Raw genomic sequence first — 21483 nt, 5'->3', positions numbered from 1 at the left:
GTGTTCAAGCTTCTGGGCGTTTGCCTCGCAGACGACCTCGGCGGTGCGCGATGAACGTCTCAGCCGCGCGCGGTGAACGGTCTTTTCACGGCAAGATCAGGTGGCTGTCGCCGAACTCGTGCCATAGGTAACCGGCCTCGAGTGCCGCCCGGTAGGACGCTTCGAGCAGGGGTCCCCCGGCGAAGGCCTCGACCATCGCCAGATGGGAGGCCAAGGGCTCGTGCCAGCCTGTGAGGAGGCCCGTCGTGACCCGTGGCGAGTAGTTCAGCTCGATCACCAAGTTGGTCAAGCCGGAGAAGGGCAGGACAAGCCCGGGACCGATCGCAGCGCTCTCGAGGGCGCGCGCTGAGGTCGTGCCAACGGCGATGACCCTCCCGCCAGCCCGGAGGGCGGCGTTCACGCGCCGTGAGGTATCGGGAGGTACCTCGAAGGGCTCGGGCTGCGGTGGTTCGTGTGTCTCGAGCGACGAGACTCCGCAGTGCAGCACGATCGGAGCCAGGTCAACGCCCTTGACGAGCAGGCGCGTCACGAGCTCGGCCGTGAACGGCCGCCCAGCCGATGGCATCTCCGCACTGCCGGGAACGTCGGCGAAGACCGTCTGGTAGTCGCCAAGCGGTCGCGGTGTGGTGATGTGTCCGTAGACGATCGGCCGTCCCCACCGGGCCATGTATTCGTCAGGCGGCTGATCCAGCTCCACGTCGGCTACCCAGAGTCGGACCGCCTCAGCGGCGACCGCCGGCCGCAGCAGTACCGCCCGGCCGCCGCCCCTCAGTGCGATCTCGGAGCCGGCGTGGGCGTCGAGCCAAGGGGTTGTGCGGAGGCTGCCCGGCTGGGCGTGACGGAGCTCCACGATCCACTCGGAGACGCTGAGCCGGCGGGCCACGTGAAGGACCGCCGGCTGAGACAGTGCAGTCGCCTCCAGCGCGGCGTTGACGGTTGCCGAGCGGTTGAAGACGAGCAGGTCGCCCGCGCGCAGCACCTCGGGAAGATCGGTGAAGCGGTGGTGCTCGATGGTCAGGCTCGAGCGGCGAGACACGAGCAGTCTCACATCGTCCCGGCTTCCTCCTCGCTGCTCGGGTGGCTCGCTGGCCTCCAGCACCCGCGGCAGGGCGAAGTCCACGATCGGCTTGGCGGCGATCACGATGGGGGTTCCGCGATGTCGGCCAGTCTGATCCGGCCACTGGGCTGACGTGATTCGAAGAGCTCGATCATGCGGGGCACCACGGCCTCCGGCAGGGGGCGATCAGAGATGTCCTCGCCCGGGAACGCCGCTTGGTGCATGTCCGTACGCATGTCGCCCGGGTCGACCGCCCACACTGTCAGCGTCGGTTCCTCCGCCGCAAGGACTCTTGCGAGCTGGTCCTGGGCGGCTTTGGCCGCGCCGTAGCCGCCCCAGCCCGGGTAGCCTTCGACGGCGGCATCGGAGCTGATCAGCGCCACGCGGCCTCCGTCGCTTGCGGCTCGAAGCAGCGGGAGGACTTCCTGGATCAGGCCCAGAGCAGCTACCGGGTAGACCTCGAAGAGCTCGCGCAGGGCGGCCACGGAGAAATCTGCCAGCGAAGGCAGCGGGCTGGGCCCCAGCACGCCCGCGTTGCACACCAGCAAGTCGAGGCCGCCGAGTGCGTGCGCCGCACCGGCAAGCGCCCGTCGGTGCTCTGGATCGGTCACGTCACCCTGAATGGCCAACACGTGGCTGCCGGGCGGAATCAGCTTCCAGAGGCGGCCGCGAGCGAGCTCAAGGAGCGCCGTGTCGCGGCCGTCTACGATCAACGACCAGCCGCGCCGGGCCAAGCCTTCGCTCAGCGCCCTGCCCAGGCCTTTGGAAGCCCCCGTGACGATCGCTGTGCTCATCGTGCCACCTCTCCAAGGTAAGAGAAGGGACCCCTGCTCTTATTCCCGGAATGCCGCGGACATCAGACGGACGGGGCTGCAGCTGGAGGCCTGCAGAGGCGTGCAGAGGGCCACACGGCAGGTGCAGGGCGAAGCTAGTTCCCGGCCTCAGACGTTGAAGCGGAACTCCACCACGTTCCGGCACCCAGAATCATCCAGGGCGACTGGCCACCTGGATGCGTTTGTTGGGGCGACCAGCTCAACGCCAGTATCCGCGAGGGCCTTGGTGTTGTAGGAAGCACACAAAGCCGCGTGCGGCGAGGATGATTTGCGGCCTCGTAGGTTTGCGAGGCGTGCCGCCTCAGGTTCCCTTCTGCGCTAGAGGTTGTTTTGCCGGCCCCGGGTGCCAGCGGTGTGGCCATAAGACGCAGCTCTGCGAGCGATCTCGGTCGCAGATACGTGCCTCTCGCGCTCCCGCCGAGCTGTGAACTGGTACCCCGCGGAATAGGCTTCACCGGCGAATGGCAGCGTGAGCAGCAGGTCTGCCGCGATCATTGCTATGGCAAAGCTCCAAAGGCCCATGAAGAGGGCGATCCCCCCGTGTAACAGCACAGCCAGGAGGAAGAGGTGGGGACGGAATCGTCTGGGAATGACCAGTGCTATGGCAAGAGTGAATTCCAGGGCGAGAACGGACCACGTGAGAATACTGACACCCATGTCGCTGTCGAGGATGAAGCCTAGGAGGTTCCGCACTGGAGTTGAGAATCCGAAGACACCCGTGGCTGTGTAGTAGAGGTTGTTCCCGATGGCCCATTCATCATGGGCGGTCTTCTCGATGCAGGACTGCAGGTAAAGGATCGACATCTGGATCTTGATCCCGACCAGAGCGGCCGTCGACCAGCCCCGACGCCATCGGCCCGGCCCATGAACCATCTCCGCGGCATGCCAGTGGTTAGTCCGAGGGTCGGTAACGCAGATCGGGACGAGAAGGAGAGCGAGTACTACGGTGATCTGGTCCCCGCCATCTGGGATCGCGATCCCGTTGAAGACCGAGAACGAGATCCAGTAATGGACCAGCGATGTGACTTGCGGCAGATATCCAGACATCACCAGCACGAGCCCTACACACGCGAGGATCTTCCCGAGATCAAGCAGGTGTGGGTTGAACATACAGAACCAGTTCACCGCGTTCACGCCTGTGCATATAGGCTGCGGGCCGATGTCCCAAAGAGCCTGAAACAGAGTGGACGTTGGCGTGGCAATGAGCGTCAAGAAGGTTGCGAAGGCCAAGGCTGAACGGGCTAGCCCGACCACTGGAGACCAGACGACGAATTCCCGACCTGCCGCGGCGGCACCGAACATCGTCAACCGCATCGCACCTGCAGAACGATCGCCTTGTTCGCCTGGTATCGGCTACTCGTGAGATGCCGGTATGCCCACGGCGTTGGCACGACATCGACGACCGTCAACAGTCCGCACAAGGTCGGCTCCGGCTTAGCGTTTGCCGCATCGATTGGCTCCGCCAGCGCGACCAGGCATTTGTCGATTGTTGGCCCGCATTCGTACCACTTGTGCGGGTCGACTGGATTGACGATGTTCGCCAGTTCGACAGGCTGTCCCCGACCAAAGCGGCTGACCCCAAAGAGGTTCTCTGCCTTTACGGTAGGCATCTGGATAGCTTCCACCATCCCGCCGTCATCCTGCTGCCGGTAAACGAGGAGAAACGAATCCCTCGGAGATTTTGTGAAGAACCCCCATCCTTGGGGAACCGCTTTCGCCAGGTCTCCCTTCAGCAGGTCGATGCCGGGCGGCCGGAAAACAGCACGAGGCGAAACGGATAGGATCGAGTACGTCAATACTATTAATATCAGGGCTAGCGGAATGGCGACCATCCAGGGCGATTTCCGCTTGACTTTCTGCTCGTCGTCGTCGGCGGGTAATTCCATCGTCGTGCGCCGTGGTCTACTTCGCGAGGGCAGTGGTGAGCGCCGCCACAACTCCCTCGGTGGACGACCTCTGGGCCGCGTTGGAAGCAACCGTCAGGACGCTCGTGGGGCTGGTCACGTTCACAGAAACCGAAGCGTTGAACCAGCCGACCACATTCACAGCACCGACCACATTGACGACACCCGCGTAGTTGATGGCAACTGCGCCGTCCCAGACCGCGACAGCCGCGATCGCGAACACCCAGACGCACATGCCCGATGCGGTTCCGTCCTTGACGGCCGGGAATGCTTTCGAGGGGTACCTCTCCCGCATGACGTTCAGCACGTCAATGCTCGTGCTACCCATTGCCGCTTCAACCCTGTAGACATCTCCAGAGGTCAGCTCCCCGTAGAGATGCTCAAGGTAGCCCGGGGTCCTTCCCTCAAGCACTCCGGAGACCTCCGCAGCCAGGGCCTGCACTTCGGCCCTCTGGCTACCCTTGCGCAGGTACTCCCGGAAGTCGTTGTTGCCAACACGCTTTGCCATCGTCGACGCGTACGGGCCGGTGGCGAACCAGATCGCTTCAAAAATAGACTGCGGGGTTTTGTTTGTGTCGCTCTTAGTCGCCTCAACGCCAACTACCTGCCTCCCCGTCTCTGATGATGCGTTTGCGGTTGTGCAGATACCCGCTGCGATGAGAACGGTGGCGGCTGTCACACTGACGAGCTTCTTCATAACTCCCCCAATACTGTGCTCTAAGGCAGCGTCGGAACGCTAGCCTCCCTGAATGAATTCATTGATCTTCCGGATTGCAAACGAAGGATTCTCCACCGACACAATCCATTTCCGCCCGGCGGTCTCTATGCATACTGTGGGGCCACCCGTCAGCAGCCCGTTCCTGCCTTGGCCCAGCCATCGGACACCGTAGCCTTCGGTGAGGCCGGTCTCGGGCCCCTGACCGACTGAGATCAGCTCCGATCTGGGTATCCGAACAGCCCGGAAAGGCCTGCAGCGGATCACCAGCTCGTTGGGTGTCTCCTCGACAGTGACATGCATGCTTAGAAAGAGCCCGGTCAGTAAAACAATGGCCCCACATATTGCCAATCCGGGAATGAGGACACCGGCCGGGACCGAGGAAGCAATGACGGTCACACAGGCCGCTCCGACAACCGCCCAGATAATTCTCCTCGGTGTTGCCTCAAGCCTCGTTTCGGATATAGCCAATTTCCCCCCATCATCCGCCGGTGCAAAATGTGGCCGCGATGGGCAACACATTGAAAATCCGTCCCCCCTGCTCGCCAGCGTGAGACCGCGCCACCGTCTCAGCGACATGTGGTCCAACTCTTCTCCCCTATGCAGCAGTTGTCAATAACCGGCGGATGAAAATCCATCGGTGGCGAGCCAGCACCGCCGCCGATGGAATGTTCAATCAAAGGGCGACTGAAGAGTGTTCTTAAGTGGCGGCAGGGCTTGTCACCTCATTTGTCTCCGTGCTGGGAGTGAGAGCAATTCAGTAATTCCGTAATCAGACTGCGGGAGGATCGGCAATCTAAGTGGAACATGAGCTATCGTCTCCGTGTCCGAGGCGGTACTGTCGACGCTGAGATCCTTGACGCTTGCGAAGACCCGCGCCGGATGATCTGCCGATCGATGATGCCGAACCGCCAGAGGATTGCAGACAAGCCGCCCCTACGCGAATCTTCGTATCGCCCGCAGCGCCAGCTCCGGGACTGCTCGGACCGCCTCTCGAAGGATGAACTCAATCGGCGCGGCATGCGGATCAGTCGAGATAGACGTCAGTTTCGCCCACACGTTCGGGTAGTACCTAGCCAGACGCGACAGTGGGTATAGAACGGCCCACCAGAGCATGAACGGCTGGGTCGGCGAGTCAGTATCATCGAGCTTCGGGTTGCGTGGCCGTGCCGGCCGTCGCCGCGGCAAATAGCTGCTCCGCTTGCTCGAGAGAAGCGTCAAAGGTCGCTCGCCTCGCACCGCTGCTGGCTACTCCAACCTTCCGCGATCGAAGCGCCCTCAATTCCTGCCAAATCTGGGGCAGGGCATCGGCGTCAAGCTCCGCGTACGAAACCATGATCGATCCCCCCGTCGTTTGGCGGCCTCCTTTGCGGCACTGCCGAACGGACAGAACCAGTCAGGCGCACCGGCAACCACAGGTCAAACAGCGAGCGCTCGACTGGTGCCGACGCTGCGGACTGTTGAGGGGGCCACCTCGTTCCGCTTGGGCGGTGGGCACGCCGTCTGCGTTCGACGCTCCGCGATCCTGCGAAACGACTTCCACACTGCGCCAGCCCATGACGATGCCCTTAGCTACGCCTTGCGCTGGGACATGCCCTCGCCGGTACGCGTGCCGATGACCTTAGCCTCGTGCTGTGCCCCGGAGCAAGCAGATCTAGTCCCACCGGCCGAGCGTCAGGCTATTTCTTGAGGGGTCACACGTTGAACCGGAACTCGACCACGTCGCCGTCGGCCATGACATAGTCCTTGCCCTCGATGCGGACCTTGCCGCGAGCCTTCGCCTCGTTCATCGAGCCGGCGTCGAGGAGGTCGTGGAAGTGGACCACCTCGGCCTTGATGAAGCCACGCTGGAAGTCCGAGTGGATCACGCCGGCGGCCTGCGGGGCCGTGTCGCCTTGGCGGATCGTCCACGCTCGGGCCTCTTTGGGCCCGGCCGTGAGATAAGTCTGGAGGCCGAGCGTGTGGAAGCCGACGCGCGCGAGCTGATCGAGGCCGGACTCGTCCTGGCCGTTCATCTCGAGCATCTCGCGAGCCTCTTCCTCGGAGAGCTCGACGAGATCCGCTTCGAGCTTCGCGTCGAGGAAGATGCAGTCCGCGGGCGCCACGAGGGCACGCAGCTCGTCCTGCTTCTCGGGGTCACCGAGCACGCCCTCGTCCGCGTTGAAGACGTAGATGAACGGCTTGGCCGTGAGGAGGTTGAGCTCCTTGAGCGCACCCATGTCGAGCTTGTCGGTGTGGGCCGCGGCGATGATCGTGTCGCCCCGCTCGAGCACCTTCTGCGCGGCCTGCAGCGCGGCGAGCTCCGCGGCGTCGCGCTTCTTGATCTTGACTTCCTTCTCGACACGGGGAAGGGCCTTCTCGATCGTCTGGAGGTCGGCGAGGATGAGCTCGGTGTGGATCGTCTCGATGTCCGAGCGTGGATCGACGCGTCCGTCGACATGCACGACGTCGGGGTCGTCGAAGACGCGGACGACCTGCGCGATCGCCTGGGCCTCGCGGATGTTCGCGAGGAACTGGTTGCCGAGTCCTTCGCCCTCGGACGCGCCCTTGACGATGCCGGCGATGTCGACGAAGGAGACGGTCGCGGGCAGGATGCGCTCGGACCCGAAGATCTGGGCGAGCTGCGCAAGGCGGGGATCGGGGAGGCTCACGACGCCGACGTTCGGCTCGATCGTGGCGAACGGATAGTTCGCTGCAAGGACCTGGTTGCGCGTGAGCGCGTTGAAGAGCGTCGACTTTCCGACGTTGGGGAGTCCGACGATGCCGATAGTGAGAGCCACGGTCATCCATCATACCGGCGGCCCGTCGCAGAAATGTCGGACCCCCATGGCAGGGTGAAACACATGGACGGAACACAGATCCTCGTGACGGTGCTCGTGGCGCTCCTGGCCCTCGTGCTCGGGGCAGTGGGCGGCTACGTTCTTGCGCGCCGGAAGGCAGCGAACGACGGCGCCGGGCACCCCGCGCTGCGGGCGCGGCTCGCGCAGGCGGAGACCGAGCTCGCCGCGGCGGCAGCCCAGCGCGACCTCCTCGCGACGCAGAACAGGGCGCTCATCAGCCTCGACGAGCAGGAGAACAACGTCCTGCAGGCCCTCGCGCCGGTCGCCGAGAAGCTCAACGCGGTGCAGCGGCAGGTCGCGGTGCTCGAGCGCGACCGCGTGGAGCAATACGGCCAGCTCGCGCAGCAGCTGCAGACCGCCCAGGAGTCGGACGCTGCGCTCCTGCGGACTGCCCACGCCCTCACGGCCGCCCTCGCCAACAACGCCTCGCGGGGAACGTGGGGCGAGGTGCAGCTGCGTCGGGTCGTCGAGGCAGCAGGCATGCTCGATCGCGTCGATTTCAGCGAGCAGGTCTCGGCCATCGGCGAGGCCGGCACGGTCCGCCCGGATCTCGTAGTGCAGCTTCCGGGCAGCAAGCAGATCGTCGTCGACTCCAAGGTCCCGCTCGGCGCCTATCTCAAGGCCCAGGAGCTCACCCACGATCCGAGCACGCAGTCCGCCGATGCCCGCCGTCGCCACGTGGCGGACCACGCCAAGGCGCTCCGCGCCCACGTCGATGCCCTCGGGAGCAAGCGCTACTGGGAGTCGATGGGCGCCAGCCCCGAACTCGTCGTGTGCTTCCTGCCCGCCGAATCGTTCCTCGCCGCAGCCCTGACGGAGGACGCCGCCCTTCTCGACTACGCGTTCGCGCGCAACGTCGCGCTGGCCTCCCCCGCGACACTCATGGCGCTCCTCAAGGGAGTCGCGTTTGCGTGGCGCCAGGAGCTTCTCACGGACAACGCGCGCGAGCTCTTCGACCTCTCGCAGCAGCTCTACGGCCGGCTCGGAACCATGGGCGGGCACGTCGCAAAGCTCGGCGCGTCGCTGAAATCCTCCGTGGAGCGCTACAACGCGTTCGTGGGGGCACTCGAGTCGCGCGTCTTCCCCACGGCGCGGCGCATCAGTGCCCTCGACCCCGGGGCAGCGGAGACCCTTCCGTACGTGGCTCCGCTCGCGAGCACGCCTCGGGTCCTGAGCGCGAGCGAATTGCTCGACGATCAGCAGCTCCGAGACAGCGGCCTGCTCGAAGCCTCCGATGGGCGATTGGAATCGCGGGGCGCCTTCCGGGAGACGGCCTGAGCCGTGGCTGCCTCAGCCGGTCGGACGCTGCCCGCGGCCCCCGAGGCCGCGGCTTCCGTCGCCGGCCTCCTTGAGGGTCGCCCGGAGTTCCTTCGGGAGCGAGAACAGGATGTCCTCCTCGGCCGTGACGATTTCCTCGACCTTGGCGTAGCCGTACTCTGCTGCGAGCCGCAAGACGTCTTGGACGAGCACTTCGGGGACGGACGCCCCCGACGTCACGCCGATGGTCGCGACGCCCTCGAACCACGACTCGTCGACCTCGTTGGCGAAGTCGACCCGGTACGCCTTCTTGGCGCCGTACTCGAGGGCGACCTCGACGAGACGCACGGAGTTGGACGAGTTCGCGGAGCCTACGACGATGACGAGATCGGCCTGGGGAGCGATCTTCTTGATCGCGGCCTGGCGGTTGGAGGTCGCATAGCAGATATCGTCGCTCGGCGGATCCTGGAGGTTCGGGAAGCGCTCGCGGAGTCGCCGTACCGTTTCCATGGTCTCGTCGACCGAGAGAGTGGTCTGGGACAACCAGATGAGCTTGTCGGGGTCCTTGACCTCGATCGTCTCGGCCTCGTCGGGCGAGTTCACAACCTGCGTGTGGTCCGGGGCCTCACCGTACGTGCCCTCGACTTCCTCGTGGCCGACGTGGCCGATGAGGAGGATCTCGTAGTCGTCCTTCGCGAACCGGACGGCCTCGCGGTGCACCTTGGTCACGAGTGGACACGTTGCGTCGATGGTCCTGAGTCCGCGCTCCTCGGCAGAGCGCACGACGGCGGGGCTCACGCCATGCGCCGAGAACACGACGAGCGCCCCCTCGGGCACCTCATCAGTCTCGTCGACGAAAATTGCCCCACGCTCCTCGAGGGTCTCGACGACGTGCCGGTTATGGACGATCTGCTTCCGCACATACACCGGGGCCCCGTAGTGCTCGAGGGCCTTCTCGACGGCGATGACCGCCCTGTCGACGCCCGCGCAATAGCCGCGCGGAGCCGCGAGAAGGAGCCGCTTCTCGCCCGTCACGGGCACCGCGTCGGCGACCTCCTGCGGGGACCGACGGCGACGCGGGACCGTGGGCATGGCGAGCGATACGGAGGCGGAAGTCATACTTCCATGCTAGCGAGTCGGCCTTGTGCCGCGGCGCGGGACCGCCGAAGACGGCGCACGAGGCCGAGCACCGCGCCCGTGACAAGCAGCACGCCGCCGACGAGGGCAAGCCCGCCGATCCACGGTTCGAAGCTGTCCACTGCGAGCACGGCGGCGCGGATGCCGAACGTCGAGGACATCGAACCCGAGCTGGCCTGCGCGGACGCGAAGAGCGGCACGATCCCAGTCCCGACTTGGAAGACGGCCGCCGTCACGATGAAGCAGAGCCCGGCCCACGCGAGCGGGACGCCCCGCCGTCGTGCGAAGAGGAGGCCCAAGAGGAGGGCGAGCGCCGCGCCCAGGGCGAGCGGCTGCGAGAGTCCTGCGAGGTCTTGGGCAGCCGTGAGCCACGAGCGCTGCTGCGGAGTGCCGACCTGCACGCCGAGGGCTCGCGGTCCCGGAAGCTGGACGCCGATGATGGCGCCGAGCTTCGAGGCGAGCAGATCCGCCACGGGGCGAAGCTCGAGCTCGAAGGCGTTGGTCGAGGCGACGCCGGGCGTGAAATTGAGCCGGTGGCTCGCCTGAAGCGTCTCGGTCCAGGCCTGCGGGAACCCGGGGTCCGAGACGAGTCCATCCCCGACATGCTGGATCGCCTGACGCGCGAGCGGCTGCGCGGCCTCGGGAATTCCGGCGCTTGAGAGGACCGCTGTGTCGAGGTTGGCCACGAGGGTCGACTGGAGGTCCGCGTCTCGGCCCATTGGCTCGAGCAGCTTCACGAAACCCGACTCGTCGGTGACATTGCGCTCAAGCCAGAGGGCCGGCACCGCGACGGCCGTGAGCACAACGGCGAGCAGCACAGACAGTGCTGAGAGGACAGTACGCATGGCTTCCCGGGGTCGGCGTCAACGCACCTAATCGTAGTGGTCCTGCGCAGATTGGCCCGAAGCCCCAAAGAGTGTCGTCGGGCCGTGATACATGTGGGGTATGAGCCGGAGCGCTGGAGAGGGGGACGAGATGCCTGAATCGGCCGAGCCGATCAGTGCCGGTCCGCGCGGGCACAGTCCAGGCGGGTACGGTCCAGGCGGGTACGGCCCAGCCGAGGGCCCCGACGAGACCGGCGCCGACGCCGCCGACGGTGCCCGCGCGAGCGTCCCCGAACGGGCCGCCGAGACCACGCCGGACAACCCGTGGCCGCTCGCTCTGCTGTCCCGCAAGCTCAAGGAGCACATCGACCGATCGCCACAGGTCTGGATCGAAGGCCAGGTCATCGAGTTCAATCGGCGCGGCAGCAACGCCTTCCTGACGCTCCGAGACATCGAAGACGAGGTCTCGCTCTCGGCATCGGCGTGGGGCCAGGTCATGGACCGTCTCAAGGATCCGCTCGAACGCGGTTCGCGGGTCGTCGCGCTCGTCAAGCCCGAGATGTGGCTCAAGACGGGCCGCCTCAACATGCAGGTCCGCAATATCCGGCCCGTCGGCCTCGGAGACCTCCTGGCCCGCATCGAGAGGCTCCGCCATTCCCTCGGGGCGGAGGGGCTCTTCGCGGAGGCCCGCAAGAAGCGCCTCCCCCTGCTCCCCCATCGCATCGGACTCATCACGGGACGCGACTCGGACGCCAAGAAGGACGTGCTCCGCAACGCCGCCCTGCGCTGGCCCGCCGTGCATTTCGAGATCCGCGAGGTCACAGTCCAGGGCCCGAGCGCGGTCTCGGAGGTCACGCGCGCGCTGCGCGAGCTCGACTCGATGCCGGAGGTCGACGTCATCGTCATCGCCCGGGGAGGCGGATCGCTCGAGGACCTTCTCCCGTTCAGCGACGAGCGCCTCGTACGAGCCGTCTCGGACGCCGCAACGCCGGTCGTGAGCGCGATCGGGCACGAGGCCGACCGCCCGATCCTCGACGATGTCGCCGACCTGCGCGCCTCAACGCCGACGGACGCCGCCAAGCGGATCGTGCCCGACGTCGCGGATGAGCTCGCGCGCGTCCACCACAGCCGCGAGCGCCTCGAACGCCAGATCGCGCTCCTCGTCGGCAGGGAAGCCCAGCAGCTCGCGCTGCTCCGGAGCCGTCCGGTCCTCGCGAATCCCGGGCACATGCTCACGGCACGGCACGAGGACCTCGAGCGGCTCCTCGCGCGCGCCCATCACGCCGTCAATGCCGCGATCGTCCGCGGCGAGGACGCGGTCCGCCACCTGCGAGCCCAGGTTCGTGCGCTCTCGCCCCAGCAGACGCTGGACCGCGGCTACGCCGTCGTCCAGCATCTCGACGGTCCTGCCGCCGCCGTCGTGCGCTCGCCCGACGACGCCCCCGCGGGCACCCAGCTCAGGGTTCGCCTCGCCCAAGGAGCGCTCGCCGCGCGGTCGGAAGGCCCCCTCGACCAGCACGGCACGGGAACCCACCCGACGACCCCCTCGACCCCAGGCGACCAGGAAGGAAAGCCACATGGCTGACAGCACAGAAACGTTCGCCGAATTGAGCTACGAAGAGGCCCGGGAGCAGCTTGTCGCCGTCGTTGCCAAGCTCGAGGCGGGCGGAGTGAGCCTCGAAGAATCGCTCGCCCTGTGGGAGCGCGGCGAGGCCCTCGCCCAACGCTGCGAAGAGTGGCTTGAGGGCGCACGACGGCGGCTCGACGCGGCGCGCCGCGAACCCGCCGGCGGCGCGGAGCCCGGAGAGTAGGGTCCCGCTCAGCTCCCCGCGAGCCGCCGCTTCTCTTCCTCGATGTCGAACGACGCGGGCGGCCACTGGGGATCGAGCCGTTCGAGCTCCGCGACCAGGAGCTCCTGGACGACCATGCGCGAATACCATTTGCTGTCCGCGGGAACCACGTACCACGGCGCAGACGGCATGCTCGTGCGCCGCAGGGCAACGTCGTACGCCTCCATATACGCGTCCCAATGGACACGTTCGGAGACGTCGTCCGAGCTGTATTTCCAGTACTTCGTGGGATCGTCAAGCCGCGCTTCGAGACGGCGCTTCTGCTCGTCGCGGCTGATGTGCAGCATGACCTTGAGCACGCTCGTGCCGCGATCGGCAAGACGCACCTCGAAATCCTGGATCGCCGCGTAGCGCCGCTCGAGCTCGCCCGCGTCCGCCCACCCGTGGACCCGGTGGATCAGGACGTCCTCGTAATGGGACCTGTCGAAGCACCCGAGCATTCCGGGCTCGGGGAGCCGCTTCTCGATGCGCCAGAGGAAGTCGTGACGCTTTTCCTCGTCAGTCGGAGCGCGGAAGGCCGCGTGCTGCACGCCTTGGACATCGACAGCACTCACGACGTGGCTCACCATGCCGCCTTTGCCCGACGTATCCATGCCCTGGAGGACGAGCAGGAGGGACCTCCGCCCGCCCGTGCGGCCCTCCGCGAAGAGTTTTTCTTGGAGATCGGCAAGGTGAGCGTCACGCTCGGCAAGGATCGCCTCGCCCACGGACTTGCCGCCGTGGAAGCCGGGGGTCGAGGAGGCATCGACGTCCGCGAGCGAGAAGCCCTCGCCGACGACGAGGAGCTCCTCGGGTGCCTCGGCGAACCCGTGACCCGCCTTGCGCTTCGACATCGCCGCTCCCCCCGAGGTCAGTTCCCCTCGTACCGGGCCAAGAACTCGGCCATGCGTCCGAGCGCCTCCTCGATGTCCGCGACTGCGGGGAGAGTGACCATCCGGAAGTGGTCGGGCGCAAGCCAGTTGAACGCACGGCCGTGCGAGAGGAGGATCTTCTGATCGCGCAGGAGGTCGAGGACGAACCTCTCGTCGTCGCGGATGCGGTACACCTCGGGGTCAAGCCGCGGAAACAGGTAGAGCGCGCCCTTCGCCTGCGTGGTCGAGACGCCGGGGATCGCGTTGAGCAGCTCGTATGCCTTGTTGCGCTGCTCGAGCAGGCGGCCGCCGGGAAGGATGAGGTCGTTGATGCTCTGGTAGCCGCCCAGCGCCGTCTGGATCGCATGCTGGGCGGGGACGTTCGCGCACAGTCGCATGTTGGCGAGGAGATTGATGCCCTCGAGGTAATCGGCCGCTGCCTTCTTCGGCCCGGAGATCGCCATCCACCCGGCGCGGTAGCCGCACACCCGATACGCCTTCGAGAGGCCGCTGAACGTGAGGCACAGGACGTCCTCGTCGGTGAACGAGGCCATGTTCGTGTGGGTCACGCCGTCGTAGAGGATCTTCTCGTAGATCTCGTCGGCGAAGACGATGAGCCCGTGCTGCTCCGCGAGCGCGACAATGCGCCGCAGGGTCGTGTCGGAGTAGACCGCGCCGGTCGGGTTGTTGGGGTTGATGACGACGATGCCCTTGGTCCGTGGCGTGATCTTGGCCTCGAGATCCTCGAGGTCGGGCTCCCAGTCAGCTTCCTCGACGCACGTGTAGTGGACGGCGCGGCCGCCCGCGAGCGAGACCGAAGCAGTCCACAGCGGGTAGTCGGGAGTCGGCACGAGGATCTCGTCGCCCTGCTCGAGGAGGGCCATGAGAGACATCGTGATGAGCTCGCTCACGCCGTTGCCGAGGTAGATGTCGTCGACGCCGATGTTCTGGATCCCGCGCGTCTGGTAGTACTGCGAGACCGCTGTGCGCGCGGAGAAGATGCCCCGCGAGTCGCTGTAGCCCTGCGCGTGCGGGAGGTGGCGGATCATGTCGACGAGGATCGCGTCGGGCGCCTCGAAACCGAAGGGTGCAGGGTTGCCGATGTTGAGCTTGAGGATCTTGTGGCCCTCGGCCTCCAGCTGGTGGGCAGCCTCCAGGATCGGTCCCCGAATGTCGTAGAGGACGTTATGGAGCTTGGAAGACTGCTTGATTTCGGCCATTGTCCAAATATGCCACAGGGTGTGGGCGGGAATTTATGAGATTCCGCTCACACCCTGTGGTGTCGATCCGAGACAGGAAACGCGCTACGAGGCGAGCCCCTTGTCCTTGAGCCAGGCCTTGGCCGCATCGGCCGGGCTCTGCTTCTGGTTCCCGCTCACGGCGCGGTTGAGGTTGATGAGGTCAGCCGTCGTGAGCTTGGCCGAGACGGCATTGAGGGCCTTCTTCGCGGCGTCCGAAAGGTTGGCCGTGTTGACGAGCGGCACGACCTGCTGGGCGATGAAATCGTTCTTCGGATCGTCGAGCACCACGAGATCGTTGTCCGCGATCGAGGGGGTGGTCGTGAAGATGTCCGCGACCTGGATCTCGTTCTGTAGGAGCGCCTTGAGCGTGACCGGCCCTCCGCCGTCGCTGAATGGCTGGAACTGCTTGGGCACGCAGTTGTACTTGTCCTTGAGGCCGGGCAGGCCATACGCCCTCTGCTGGAACGTCGCGGGCGCGCCGATCACGAGATCGCCGCACACCTTGGCCATGTCCGCGATGCTCGAGAGCGAGTACTTCGTGGCGGTCGCCTTCGTGACGACCATCGCGTCCTTGTCCTCGGCCTTCGCGGGGTCGAGGATCGCGAGGCCCTTGGGCAGCTTGCCGGGGAGGGCGGATGCGATGTCCGAGGCGGAGACCTGGGTGGCCTGCTTGTCGATGAAGAGCAGGAGGTTGCCCGTGTAGTCGGGGACAACGTCCACCGAGCCGTCCTGCACGGCCTTGTAGTAGACCTCGCGTGCGCCGATGTTCGGCTTCGTCGTGGCCTGGACGCCCGCCGCGTTGAGCGCGCCGGCATACAGCTCGGCGATGATCTGGCTCTCGGTGAAATCCGCCGAGCCGATCACGAGCGCCTTGCCCGAGCCGGAGCTCGCGCCCGCGCTGCCCGTGCTGAGCGGGTTCGAGGATCCGCCGCAGGCGCTCAGCGCAAGGCTCAGCCCGAGGCCGGCCGCGAGGGCAGAGAGCACCCGGCGGCGCGGGATGGTGAGGGATTGCGTAGTCATGGCGTTCCTTCCGTGACGATTTCCTTGGCGAGTGGCTCGGGAGCCGGCAGCTCCCGAGAGGCGCGGGGGCCGAGGCGGCGCAGGAGCGCCCCGAGGACGAGGTCGACGACGACGGCGAGTGCCGCGACAAGCACGGAACCGCCGAGCATCTGAGGGTAGTCGGAGAGCGCGAGGCCGTCGAAGATGTAGCGGCCGAGCCCGCCGAGGTTCGTGTAGGCGACGACGGTCGCGGTCGCGATGACCTGGAGGACACCGGCCCGGACGCCGCCGAAGATGACGGGGACCGCGTTGGGGAGTTCGACGAATAGGAGCACCTGGTACTCGCGCATCCCCTGGGCGCGCGCCGCATCGACGACCACGGGGTCCACCGCGGCGATGCCTGCATACGTCCCGGCGAGGATCGGCGGGACGGTCAGGATGACGAGGGCCCAGATCGGCGGCATGAGGCCGATGCCGGCGAGGAGCACGAAGAGCACGAGGAGCCCGAGCGTGGGCACCGCGCGCAACGCTCCGGCGAGGGCGACGACGACGACACGTCCCCGCCCCGTGTGACCCACGTACGCGCCGATCGGCAGGGCGATCACGCACGCGATCGCGACGGTGAGGACCGTGTAGAAGACGTGCTCGCCGAGCCGCGCCGGGATTCCCGCGTAGCCGGACCATTGGACGGGATCGGTGAGCCACGCCCAGGTGAGCTCGACGAGGCTCATGAGCGCGCAGCCCCCGCCCGCTGGCCCCCCGCTCCGAGCCGCGCCCACGGCGAGAGGAGGCGTCCGACGACCACGAGGACGACATCGAGGAGGAGCGCGAGGACGAGGATCGCGACGAGGCCCACGACGATCTCGGTCACGAAGTCCCGCTGGAGCCCCTCGGTGAACAGGATCCCGAGGTTGGGCATGCCCACGAGCGCGGCAACGCTCACGAGCGAGACGTTGCTGACCGAAATGGCGCGCAGGCCCGCGATCAGAACGGGCAGCGAGAGCGGAAGGTCGACGCTGAAGTACCGCGTGACCGGAGTGTGTCCGAGGGCCGTAGCGGCGAGGCTCAGCTCGCCGTCGACCGACTCGAGCGCGTCGAGCGCCGACCGCACGAGCAGCGCGACCGCGTAGACGGTGAGCGCGACGATGACGTTGGCCGGATCGAGGATCCTCGTGCCGAGGACGACCGGCAGGATGATGAACAGCGCGAGCGACGGGACCGTGTAGAGCACCGAGCTCACGGTCAGCAGCGCCGTCCGCCACGCGCGGCGCCGTCGCACGAGCTGGGCGAGCGGAAGGCTGATGACGAGCCCGAGCACGAGCGGGACCACCGCCAGGACGAGATGCTGACCCGCGAGCGAAAGGATCCTGCCGAAGTTCGCGGCGGCCCACTCCATGCTCAGCCTTCCTCGACCCGCACGCCAACCCCACGGCCGGGCGCGACCGCACCGGATGCCTCGCCGTTCCGGGCCCGCTCGCGCTGCGCGTCGGTGCGCCGCCGGTCCGCCTGGGCGATGACCGCAGAGGCGCCGACCGTGCCGACGTAGCGCCCGCCGTCGTCCACCACGACGCCGCGGCCCGACGGCGACGAGAGGGCCGCATCGAGCGCCGTCCGCAGCGTTGACCCTGCGTGGTGCAGCGATCCGCCGCTCACGAGCACCCCGGGGGATTCCGGTGAAACCCACCCGGCAGGCCGGCCGGCGTCGTCCACCACGACCGCCCATGCCGACGGCCGCGCGGAGGCGAGCTCGGAGCGGCGAACGCTCGCGGCGCCGTCGACCGCGAGCCCCGCGTCGTCGAAGAAGCCCAGATGCCGGAACCCGCGGTCGCGCCCGACGAATCCGGAGACGAAATCGTCGGCGGGGGCTCGGAGGAGCTCCTCCGGCCCGGCGACCTGCGCGAGCCGGCCACCCACCGCGAAGACCGCGATCCGGTCGCCGAGCAGGACCGCCTCGTCGATGTCATGCGTGACGAACACGATCGTCTTGCCGAGGTCGCGCTGAAGGCGCAGGAGCTCCTGCTGGAGCTCGTGGCGCACGACCGGATCCACGGCGCTGAACGGCTCGTCCATGAGCAGGACCGGCGGGTCCGCCGCGAGCGCCCGCGCGACGCCCACGCGCTGCTGCTGGCCGCCCGAAAGCTGGGCCGGGTACCGGCCCGCGAGCGTCTGAGGAAGGCCGACGACGTCGAGCAGCTCGCGCGCGCGAGACTTCGCCGCGCCCCGCGGAACGCCGTTCAGGCGTGGGACCGTGGCGATGTTGTCCACAACCGTCCGGTGCGGCATGAGGCCCGCGGCCTGCATGACGTAGCCCATCGACCGGCGCAGCGTCGCGGCCGGAAGCGAGGAGACGTCTCTGCCGTCCACCGTGATCGTCCCCGAGGTCGGCTCGACCATCCGATTGACCATGCGGAGGGACGTGGTCTTCCCGCAGCCCGACGGCCCGACGAAGACAGTGATCTGGCCTCGTGGCACGCTCAGGCTCAATCGGTCCACAGCGGTCGCCCCGCCGTAGACCTTGCTCACCTCGCGGAACTCGATCATGGCCCCGGTCACTCTGCCGAGCCTACCAGCGAACCCCCGCGCGGGAACCGGCCGCCCCTTACGTCCTGAGAACGTCGAGGACAGGGCGTGTCCTCAGGATTGTCAGGACGGTCGCGACGCGAGATCGATCGTCCCGAAGACGGGATCGCGGTCGAGGATCCGAACGTCCTCGATGCCCTGCTCGGCGAGCGCGGCACGGAAGCCGTCCTGAAGTCTGCGGACGTTCATCCCGAGGCCGCTCCCCAAGATCACTGGGCCGTCGATCCCGAGCTGCCGCGCCACCTGGGCGGCCATGCGGGCGAGGTCGTGCGAGGCCTGATCGATCATGAAGCGTGCCCCCGCGTGACCCGCATCGGCGGCCTCGACGACGACGCGCGCCTGCTGCGCCCAGTATCGGCGGCCCGTGGACGCGGAATGGAAATGCGCGATGAGCTCGCCGGGGCCCTCGAGCCCGACGGCGGCGAGGAGGGCCTCCGTGAGCGCATCGGGCTCGAGCCCGAGATTCATGCGGTGGAGGCTGTAGCGCACGGCCTCGCGCGCGAGCCAGTAGCCGCTGCCCTCGTCGCCCAGAAGGTAGCCCCACCCGCCCGCGCGGGCCTCTTCGCCGTCGTCGTTCGTTCCCCACGCCGCCGTGCCGGTGCCCGCGATGACTGCGACGCCGGTGCGCGCGTGTCCCGCGGCGAGGAGGAGCCGCGAATCGTGCACGACGGTGATCGTGGCCTTCGGGGCGTGCGGGCGGATGAGCTCCGCGAGGGCCTCGGCATCCGCGTCGGTGTCGATGCCGCCCGAGCCCACGTAGACCGTCGCCGCGTCCGTGCCGTCCAGGACCGCGAACAGCTCGGCGAGGTTGGCCGTGGCCGCCTCGCGCGTCACGTTCTGGACGTTCGCGCTCCCGGCCTCCCGGTCGTCGACGACCGCGCCGTCGACGACTTTGATGCCGCGCGTCTTCGTGCCCCCGATGTCGAGGCCGATCATGATGCTGTCGCCGCTCAGTGTGCTCACCCGCCAAGGGTACTGAACCGGGGCTCCCTCAGATGCCGAACGCGTCGAGCAGCGCCTCGGGCGGCTCGGCGAGCACGTGCTCTCGGAAGAGCCTCACGGGGAGCGGCTCGCCCACGATCTTCGGCCACACGAGGCCGATCTCCCGCACGGCATCGTCGTCCTCGAGCTCAAGCTCGGCCCAGCCGAGTTCGCGCGTGTGTACCGCGGAAAGCCGTGCACGCGACGGCGGCACCAGGGCGACGCCGAGGCCCGCGCTCACGAGCCCGAGCAGCGTGCGCGAGTCCTGCCCCTCGAACGCGACTTCGGGCCGCACCCCTGCCTCCCGGAACAGCCGGTCCCCGATGCTGCGCATCCCGTAGCCGCGTTCGAGCACGACGAACGGCTCCCCCGCGGCCTCGGCAAAGCGCACCGAGCCCCGCTCCGCAAGCCGATGCGCGGCCGGAACCGCGAGGCGGAGGGGCTGGACGCACAGCGTCCGCGAATCGAGCTGGCGCCCGGGCCGGGGCACGGGCGAGACGACGCTGAGGTCGACGTCGCCCGCGGCCAGCACGTCGAGGCAGCGCTCGCGCGAGCCTTGGATGAGCTCGAAGCGCACGTTGGGATGCCGGGCGCGGAAGCTCCGAATGAGCGCGGGCACGGCGGCCTCGCCGAACGTCATCTGAAAGCTCAGGCGGACGACGCCGCGTGCCTCCTGCCGCCGCTCGTGCAGGAGATCGATGGCCCCCTGAAGGCTCTCGAGGGCCGCGCGCACCGACGGCAGAAGCTGTTCCGCGGCGGGAGTCAGGCGGATGCCGCGGCCTTCCCTCCGCACGAGTTCGGTGCCGACGACGGCGGCGGCTCGGGCCAGCGCCCTGCTCACGGTGGGCTGGGGCACGCCAAGCAGCTCGGCGGCCGCCGTCACGTGGCGGGTCTGGCCGACCGCGTCGAGTACCGGAAGGAGCGGAAGGAGCTGGCCGAGCTCGCCGTGCAGCGGCTGGATTTCATGCGTTTTCGCCATATGTTCCGAATGATAATGTATTGGACGCATAGATTGGCGGCTCTTACGGTGGATATCGTGACTGCCTCCCGCGAAGCCCCTGCCGCGCCGCCCCGCGATCTCCCGTGGGGCGGGCACGCGAAGGGAAGCCGAGGCTACCGGCGGCTCCTCGCCGCGCTCGCGTGCGCAGGCGTCGCCACGTTCGCACAGCTGTATTCGACCCAGGCGCTCCTCCCCCGCCTCTCCTCCGATCTCGGCGTGGACGCGGCCCAGGCCGCACTCACGGTCTCATTCGCGACGCTTGGCCTCGCCGGCTCGGTCCTCCCATGGTCCTTTGTCGCCGATCGCGTCGGGCGCGTCCCTGCTATGACGGCCGGAGTCATGGCAGCAACCCTCCTGGGGCTCATCGCGCCGTTTGCCCCGGGCATTGGGCTGCTCGTGGCGCTCCGCTGCCTCGAGGGCGTTGCCCTCGGAGCCGTTCCGGCCCTCGCCGTCGCGTATCTGACCGAGGAGATCAGCACAGCGCACACGGCACTCGCGGCGGGAACGTACGTCGCGGGCACCACGGTCGGCGGGCTCCTCGGACGGCTTGTCGCGGGCCCGATCTCCGACGTCTGGGGATGGCGGGCGGCGATCTTCGCGGTCGCCGCCCTCGGCGCAGTCGCCGCGGGGGCGTTCATCGCCCTCGCCCCTCGCCAGCGGGGCTTCGTCCCGGCGAATCGCCGAGCCCAATCCGCCGCCAGCCAGGCCGCCGCCAGCCAGCCCGCCGCCAGCCAATCCGCCGTCGCCCGGCTCGCCGCCAGCCAGGCCTCCGCCAGCCAGCCCGCCGTCGCCGGTCGCCTCGCGGCGCTCTTCAACCGCCGGCTCGGCGCCCTCTATTTCCAGGCCTTCGCCCTCATGGGCGGATTCGTCGCGATCTACAACTTCTTGGGGTTCCGCCTCGAGCTGCCGCCATTCGCGCTGCCGACCGCCTTCACGAGCCTGCTGTTCCTCGCGTACCTCTCGGGCACTTTCTCCTCGGGATACGCCGCGCGCCTCAGCGGGCGCTTCGGCCGCAGAGCGGTCATCATCGCGAGCATCGCGCTCATGGCCGCGGGAGTCCTCCTCACGATCCCCGACTGGCTCCCGAGCATCCTCGCCGGACTCCTCCTGCTCACGGCCGGCTTCTTCGGCGCCCACGGGCTCGGATCGGGCTGGATCGGGACGCTTGCGACGGCGGGACGCGCCCAGGCCGCGGCGCTCTACAACCTCGCCTACTACGCTGGCTCGAGCCTCGTCGGCTGGCTCGGCGGCCTCGTCTTCCAATCGTTCGGCTGGTCGTGGCTCGCGGTGGGAACGGGTGCGGTGGCGCTCGGCACTGCGGCGGTCGCCGCCGTCGCCCACCCCGCGGCCCTGGCCTCGCAGCGACGCGGACTCGTCACAGCGCCTGAAGGCGCCGCGCGCGACCGATAGGATG

Annotated in this window: 22 protein-coding genes; 4 read left to right on the top strand and 18 right to left on the bottom strand. The window is 67.7% G+C overall.

The window, feature by feature from the left end:
• Positions 1-85 precede the first annotated feature (85 nt).
• The 8 genes from RBS12_RS06600 to ychF form a co-directional block, all read right to left on the bottom strand.
• Positions 86-1141, bottom strand: coding sequence for an S-adenosylmethionine:tRNA ribosyltransferase-isomerase (locus RBS12_RS06600; RefSeq protein WP_307965267.1), 1056 nt, complete (start codon positions 1139-1141; stop codon positions 86-88).
• A complete protein-coding gene (locus RBS12_RS06595) occupies positions 1138-1851 on the bottom strand; it encodes an SDR family NAD(P)-dependent oxidoreductase (RefSeq protein WP_307965266.1) in 714 nt (237 codons plus the stop codon). The genes RBS12_RS06600 and RBS12_RS06595 overlap by 4 nt, the downstream gene beginning before the upstream one ends.
• 357 nt (positions 1852-2208) lie before the next feature.
• Positions 2209-3204, bottom strand: coding sequence for a sporulation-delaying protein SdpB family protein (locus RBS12_RS06590; protein WP_307965265.1), 996 nt, complete (start codon positions 3202-3204; stop codon positions 2209-2211).
• Positions 3195-3776 (bottom strand): SdpA family antimicrobial peptide system protein, encoded by a 582-nt coding sequence (locus RBS12_RS06585; protein WP_307965264.1) that lies wholly within the window; start codon positions 3774-3776, stop codon positions 3195-3197. The genes RBS12_RS06590 and RBS12_RS06585 overlap by 10 nt, the downstream gene beginning before the upstream one ends.
• Positions 3777-3792: 16 nt before the next feature.
• Positions 3793-4491, bottom strand: a complete 699-nt coding sequence (locus tag RBS12_RS06580) for a hypothetical protein (protein WP_307965263.1) — start codon at positions 4489-4491, stop codon at positions 3793-3795.
• Positions 4492-4530: 39 nt separating this feature from the next.
• On the bottom strand, positions 4531-4980 hold the full coding sequence (locus RBS12_RS06575) for a hypothetical protein (protein WP_307965262.1): 450 nt from the start codon (positions 4978-4980) through the stop codon (positions 4531-4533).
• Positions 4981-5445: 465 nt separating this feature from the next.
• A complete protein-coding gene (locus RBS12_RS20215; protein ID WP_373886487.1) occupies positions 5446-5748 on the bottom strand; it encodes a YaaC family protein in 303 nt (100 codons plus the stop codon).
• A gap of 455 nt (positions 5749-6203) precedes the next feature.
• Positions 6204-7289: a redox-regulated ATPase YchF gene (ychF, locus tag RBS12_RS06570; protein WP_307965261.1), complete on the bottom strand. Its 1086-nt coding sequence runs from the start codon at positions 7287-7289 to the stop codon at positions 6204-6206.
• A gap of 63 nt (positions 7290-7352) precedes the next feature.
• Here ychF and RBS12_RS06565 point away from each other — a divergent pair, with 63 nt between their 5' ends.
• Positions 7353-8627, top strand: coding sequence for a DNA recombination protein RmuC (locus RBS12_RS06565; RefSeq protein WP_307965260.1), 1275 nt, complete (start codon positions 7353-7355; stop codon positions 8625-8627).
• Positions 8628-8639: 12 nt separating this feature from the next.
• Here RBS12_RS06565 and RBS12_RS06560 read toward each other — a convergent pair whose 3' ends face one another.
• Complete coding sequence (locus tag RBS12_RS06560) at positions 8640-9725, bottom strand: 4-hydroxy-3-methylbut-2-enyl diphosphate reductase (protein WP_307965259.1); 1086 nt, start codon at positions 9723-9725, stop codon at positions 8640-8642.
• Positions 9722-10588, bottom strand: coding sequence for a hypothetical protein (locus tag RBS12_RS06555; protein ID WP_307965258.1), 867 nt, complete (start codon positions 10586-10588; stop codon positions 9722-9724). Before RBS12_RS06555 ends, RBS12_RS06560 begins: the two co-directional genes overlap by 4 nt.
• A gap of 130 nt (positions 10589-10718) precedes the next feature.
• Here RBS12_RS06555 and xseA point away from each other — a divergent pair, with 130 nt between their 5' ends.
• Positions 10719-12152 carry an exodeoxyribonuclease VII large subunit gene (gene xseA, locus RBS12_RS06550; protein ID WP_307965257.1) on the top strand — a complete coding sequence of 478 codons (1434 nt, stop codon included), beginning with the start codon at positions 10719-10721 and terminating at the stop codon, positions 12150-12152.
• Entirely contained in the window at positions 12145-12378 is a 234-nt protein-coding gene (locus tag RBS12_RS06545) for an exodeoxyribonuclease VII small subunit (RefSeq protein ID WP_307965256.1), read from the top strand. The genes xseA and RBS12_RS06545 overlap by 8 nt, the downstream gene beginning before the upstream one ends.
• Before the next feature lie 8 nt (positions 12379-12386).
• Here RBS12_RS06545 and RBS12_RS06540 read toward each other — a convergent pair whose 3' ends face one another.
• The 8 genes from RBS12_RS06540 to RBS12_RS06505 all read right to left on the bottom strand — a co-directional run bounded on the left by RBS12_RS06540 (position 12387) and on the right by RBS12_RS06505 (position 20048).
• Complete coding sequence (locus tag RBS12_RS06540; protein WP_307965255.1) at positions 12387-13250, bottom strand: PPK2 family polyphosphate kinase; 864 nt, start codon at positions 13248-13250, stop codon at positions 12387-12389.
• Positions 13251-13267: 17 nt separating this feature from the next.
• Positions 13268-14488, bottom strand: coding sequence for a pyridoxal phosphate-dependent aminotransferase (locus tag RBS12_RS06535; protein ID WP_307965254.1), 1221 nt, complete (start codon positions 14486-14488; stop codon positions 13268-13270).
• Between the two features lie 84 nt (positions 14489-14572).
• On the bottom strand, positions 14573-15529 hold the full coding sequence (locus RBS12_RS06530) for an ABC transporter substrate-binding protein (RefSeq protein WP_307965253.1): 957 nt from the start codon (positions 15527-15529) through the stop codon (positions 14573-14575).
• Entirely contained in the window at positions 15526-16239 is a 714-nt protein-coding gene (locus tag RBS12_RS06525) for an ABC transporter permease (protein WP_307965252.1), read from the bottom strand. The genes RBS12_RS06530 and RBS12_RS06525 overlap by 4 nt, the downstream gene beginning before the upstream one ends.
• Complete coding sequence (locus RBS12_RS06520; RefSeq protein ID WP_307965251.1) at positions 16236-16904, bottom strand: ABC transporter permease subunit; 669 nt, start codon at positions 16902-16904, stop codon at positions 16236-16238. The genes RBS12_RS06525 and RBS12_RS06520 overlap by 4 nt, the downstream gene beginning before the upstream one ends.
• Before the next feature lie 2 nt (positions 16905-16906).
• Complete coding sequence (locus RBS12_RS06515) at positions 16907-18061, bottom strand: ABC transporter ATP-binding protein (protein ID WP_307965250.1); 1155 nt, start codon at positions 18059-18061, stop codon at positions 16907-16909.
• Between the two features lie 90 nt (positions 18062-18151).
• The gene (locus tag RBS12_RS06510; protein WP_307965300.1) at positions 18152-19024 is read right to left on the bottom strand and encodes a BadF/BadG/BcrA/BcrD ATPase family protein; all 873 of its coding nucleotides are present in this window, start codon (positions 19022-19024) and stop codon (positions 18152-18154) included.
• A 55-nt stretch (positions 19025-19079) separates the two neighbouring features.
• Positions 19080-20048 carry a LysR substrate-binding domain-containing protein gene (locus tag RBS12_RS06505; protein ID WP_307965249.1) on the bottom strand — a complete coding sequence of 323 codons (969 nt, stop codon included), beginning with the start codon at positions 20046-20048 and terminating at the stop codon, positions 19080-19082.
• Between the two features lie 57 nt (positions 20049-20105).
• Here RBS12_RS06505 and RBS12_RS06500 point away from each other — a divergent pair, with 57 nt between their 5' ends.
• Entirely contained in the window at positions 20106-21479 is a 1374-nt protein-coding gene (locus tag RBS12_RS06500) for an MFS transporter (protein ID WP_307965248.1), read from the top strand.
• The last annotated feature ends 4 nt before the right edge of the window (positions 21480-21483 follow it).

The sequence above is a fragment of the Sinomonas sp. ASV322 genome, assembly GCF_030908245.1.
Lineage (GTDB): Bacteria > Actinomycetota > Actinomycetes > Actinomycetales > Micrococcaceae > Sinomonas.
Note: the sequence above shows the minus strand (reverse complement) of the source record. Positions and strands in the feature narration are given on the sequence as shown.

Bases quoted from the DNA above. Each gene is read 5' to 3' on its own strand.
- RBS12_RS06580 (WP_307965263.1), bottom strand. From the start codon at position 4,491: ATGAAGAAGCTCGTCAGTGTGACAGCCGCCACCGTTCTCATCGCAGCG.
- RBS12_RS06510 (WP_307965300.1), bottom strand. From the start codon at position 19,024: ATGATCGGCCTCGACATCGGGGGCACGAAGACGCGCGGCATCAAAGTC.
- RBS12_RS06540 (WP_307965255.1), bottom strand. From the start codon at position 13,250: ATGTCGAAGCGCAAGGCGGGTCACGGGTTCGCCGAGGCACCCGAGGAG.
- RBS12_RS06530 (WP_307965253.1), bottom strand. From the start codon at position 15,529: ATGACTACGCAATCCCTCACCATCCCGCGCCGCCGGGTGCTCTCTGCC.
- RBS12_RS06555 (WP_307965258.1), bottom strand. From the start codon at position 10,588: ATGCGTACTGTCCTCTCAGCACTGTCTGTGCTGCTCGCCGTTGTGCTC.
- RBS12_RS06590 (WP_307965265.1), bottom strand. From the start codon at position 3,204: ATGCGGTTGACGATGTTCGGTGCCGCCGCGGCAGGTCGGGAATTCGTC.
- RBS12_RS06560 (WP_307965259.1), bottom strand. From the start codon at position 9,725: ATGACTTCCGCCTCCGTATCGCTCGCCATGCCCACGGTCCCGCGTCGC.
- RBS12_RS06535 (WP_307965254.1), bottom strand. From the start codon at position 14,488: ATGGCCGAAATCAAGCAGTCTTCCAAGCTCCATAACGTCCTCTACGAC.
- RBS12_RS06525 (WP_307965252.1), bottom strand. From the start codon at position 16,239: ATGAGCCTCGTCGAGCTCACCTGGGCGTGGCTCACCGATCCCGTCCAA.
- RBS12_RS06505 (WP_307965249.1), bottom strand. From the start codon at position 20,048: ATGGCGAAAACGCATGAAATCCAGCCGCTGCACGGCGAGCTCGGCCAG.
- RBS12_RS06565 (WP_307965260.1), top strand. From the start codon at position 7,353: ATGGACGGAACACAGATCCTCGTGACGGTGCTCGTGGCGCTCCTGGCC.
- RBS12_RS06595 (WP_307965266.1), bottom strand. From the start codon at position 1,851: ATGAGCACAGCGATCGTCACGGGGGCTTCCAAAGGCCTGGGCAGGGCG.
- RBS12_RS06585 (WP_307965264.1), bottom strand. From the start codon at position 3,776: ATGGAATTACCCGCCGACGACGACGAGCAGAAAGTCAAGCGGAAATCG.
- xseA (WP_307965257.1), top strand. From the start codon at position 10,719: ATGCCTGAATCGGCCGAGCCGATCAGTGCCGGTCCGCGCGGGCACAGT.
- RBS12_RS06545 (WP_307965256.1), top strand. From the start codon at position 12,145: ATGGCTGACAGCACAGAAACGTTCGCCGAATTGAGCTACGAAGAGGCC.
- RBS12_RS06520 (WP_307965251.1), bottom strand. From the start codon at position 16,904: ATGGAGTGGGCCGCCGCGAACTTCGGCAGGATCCTTTCGCTCGCGGGT.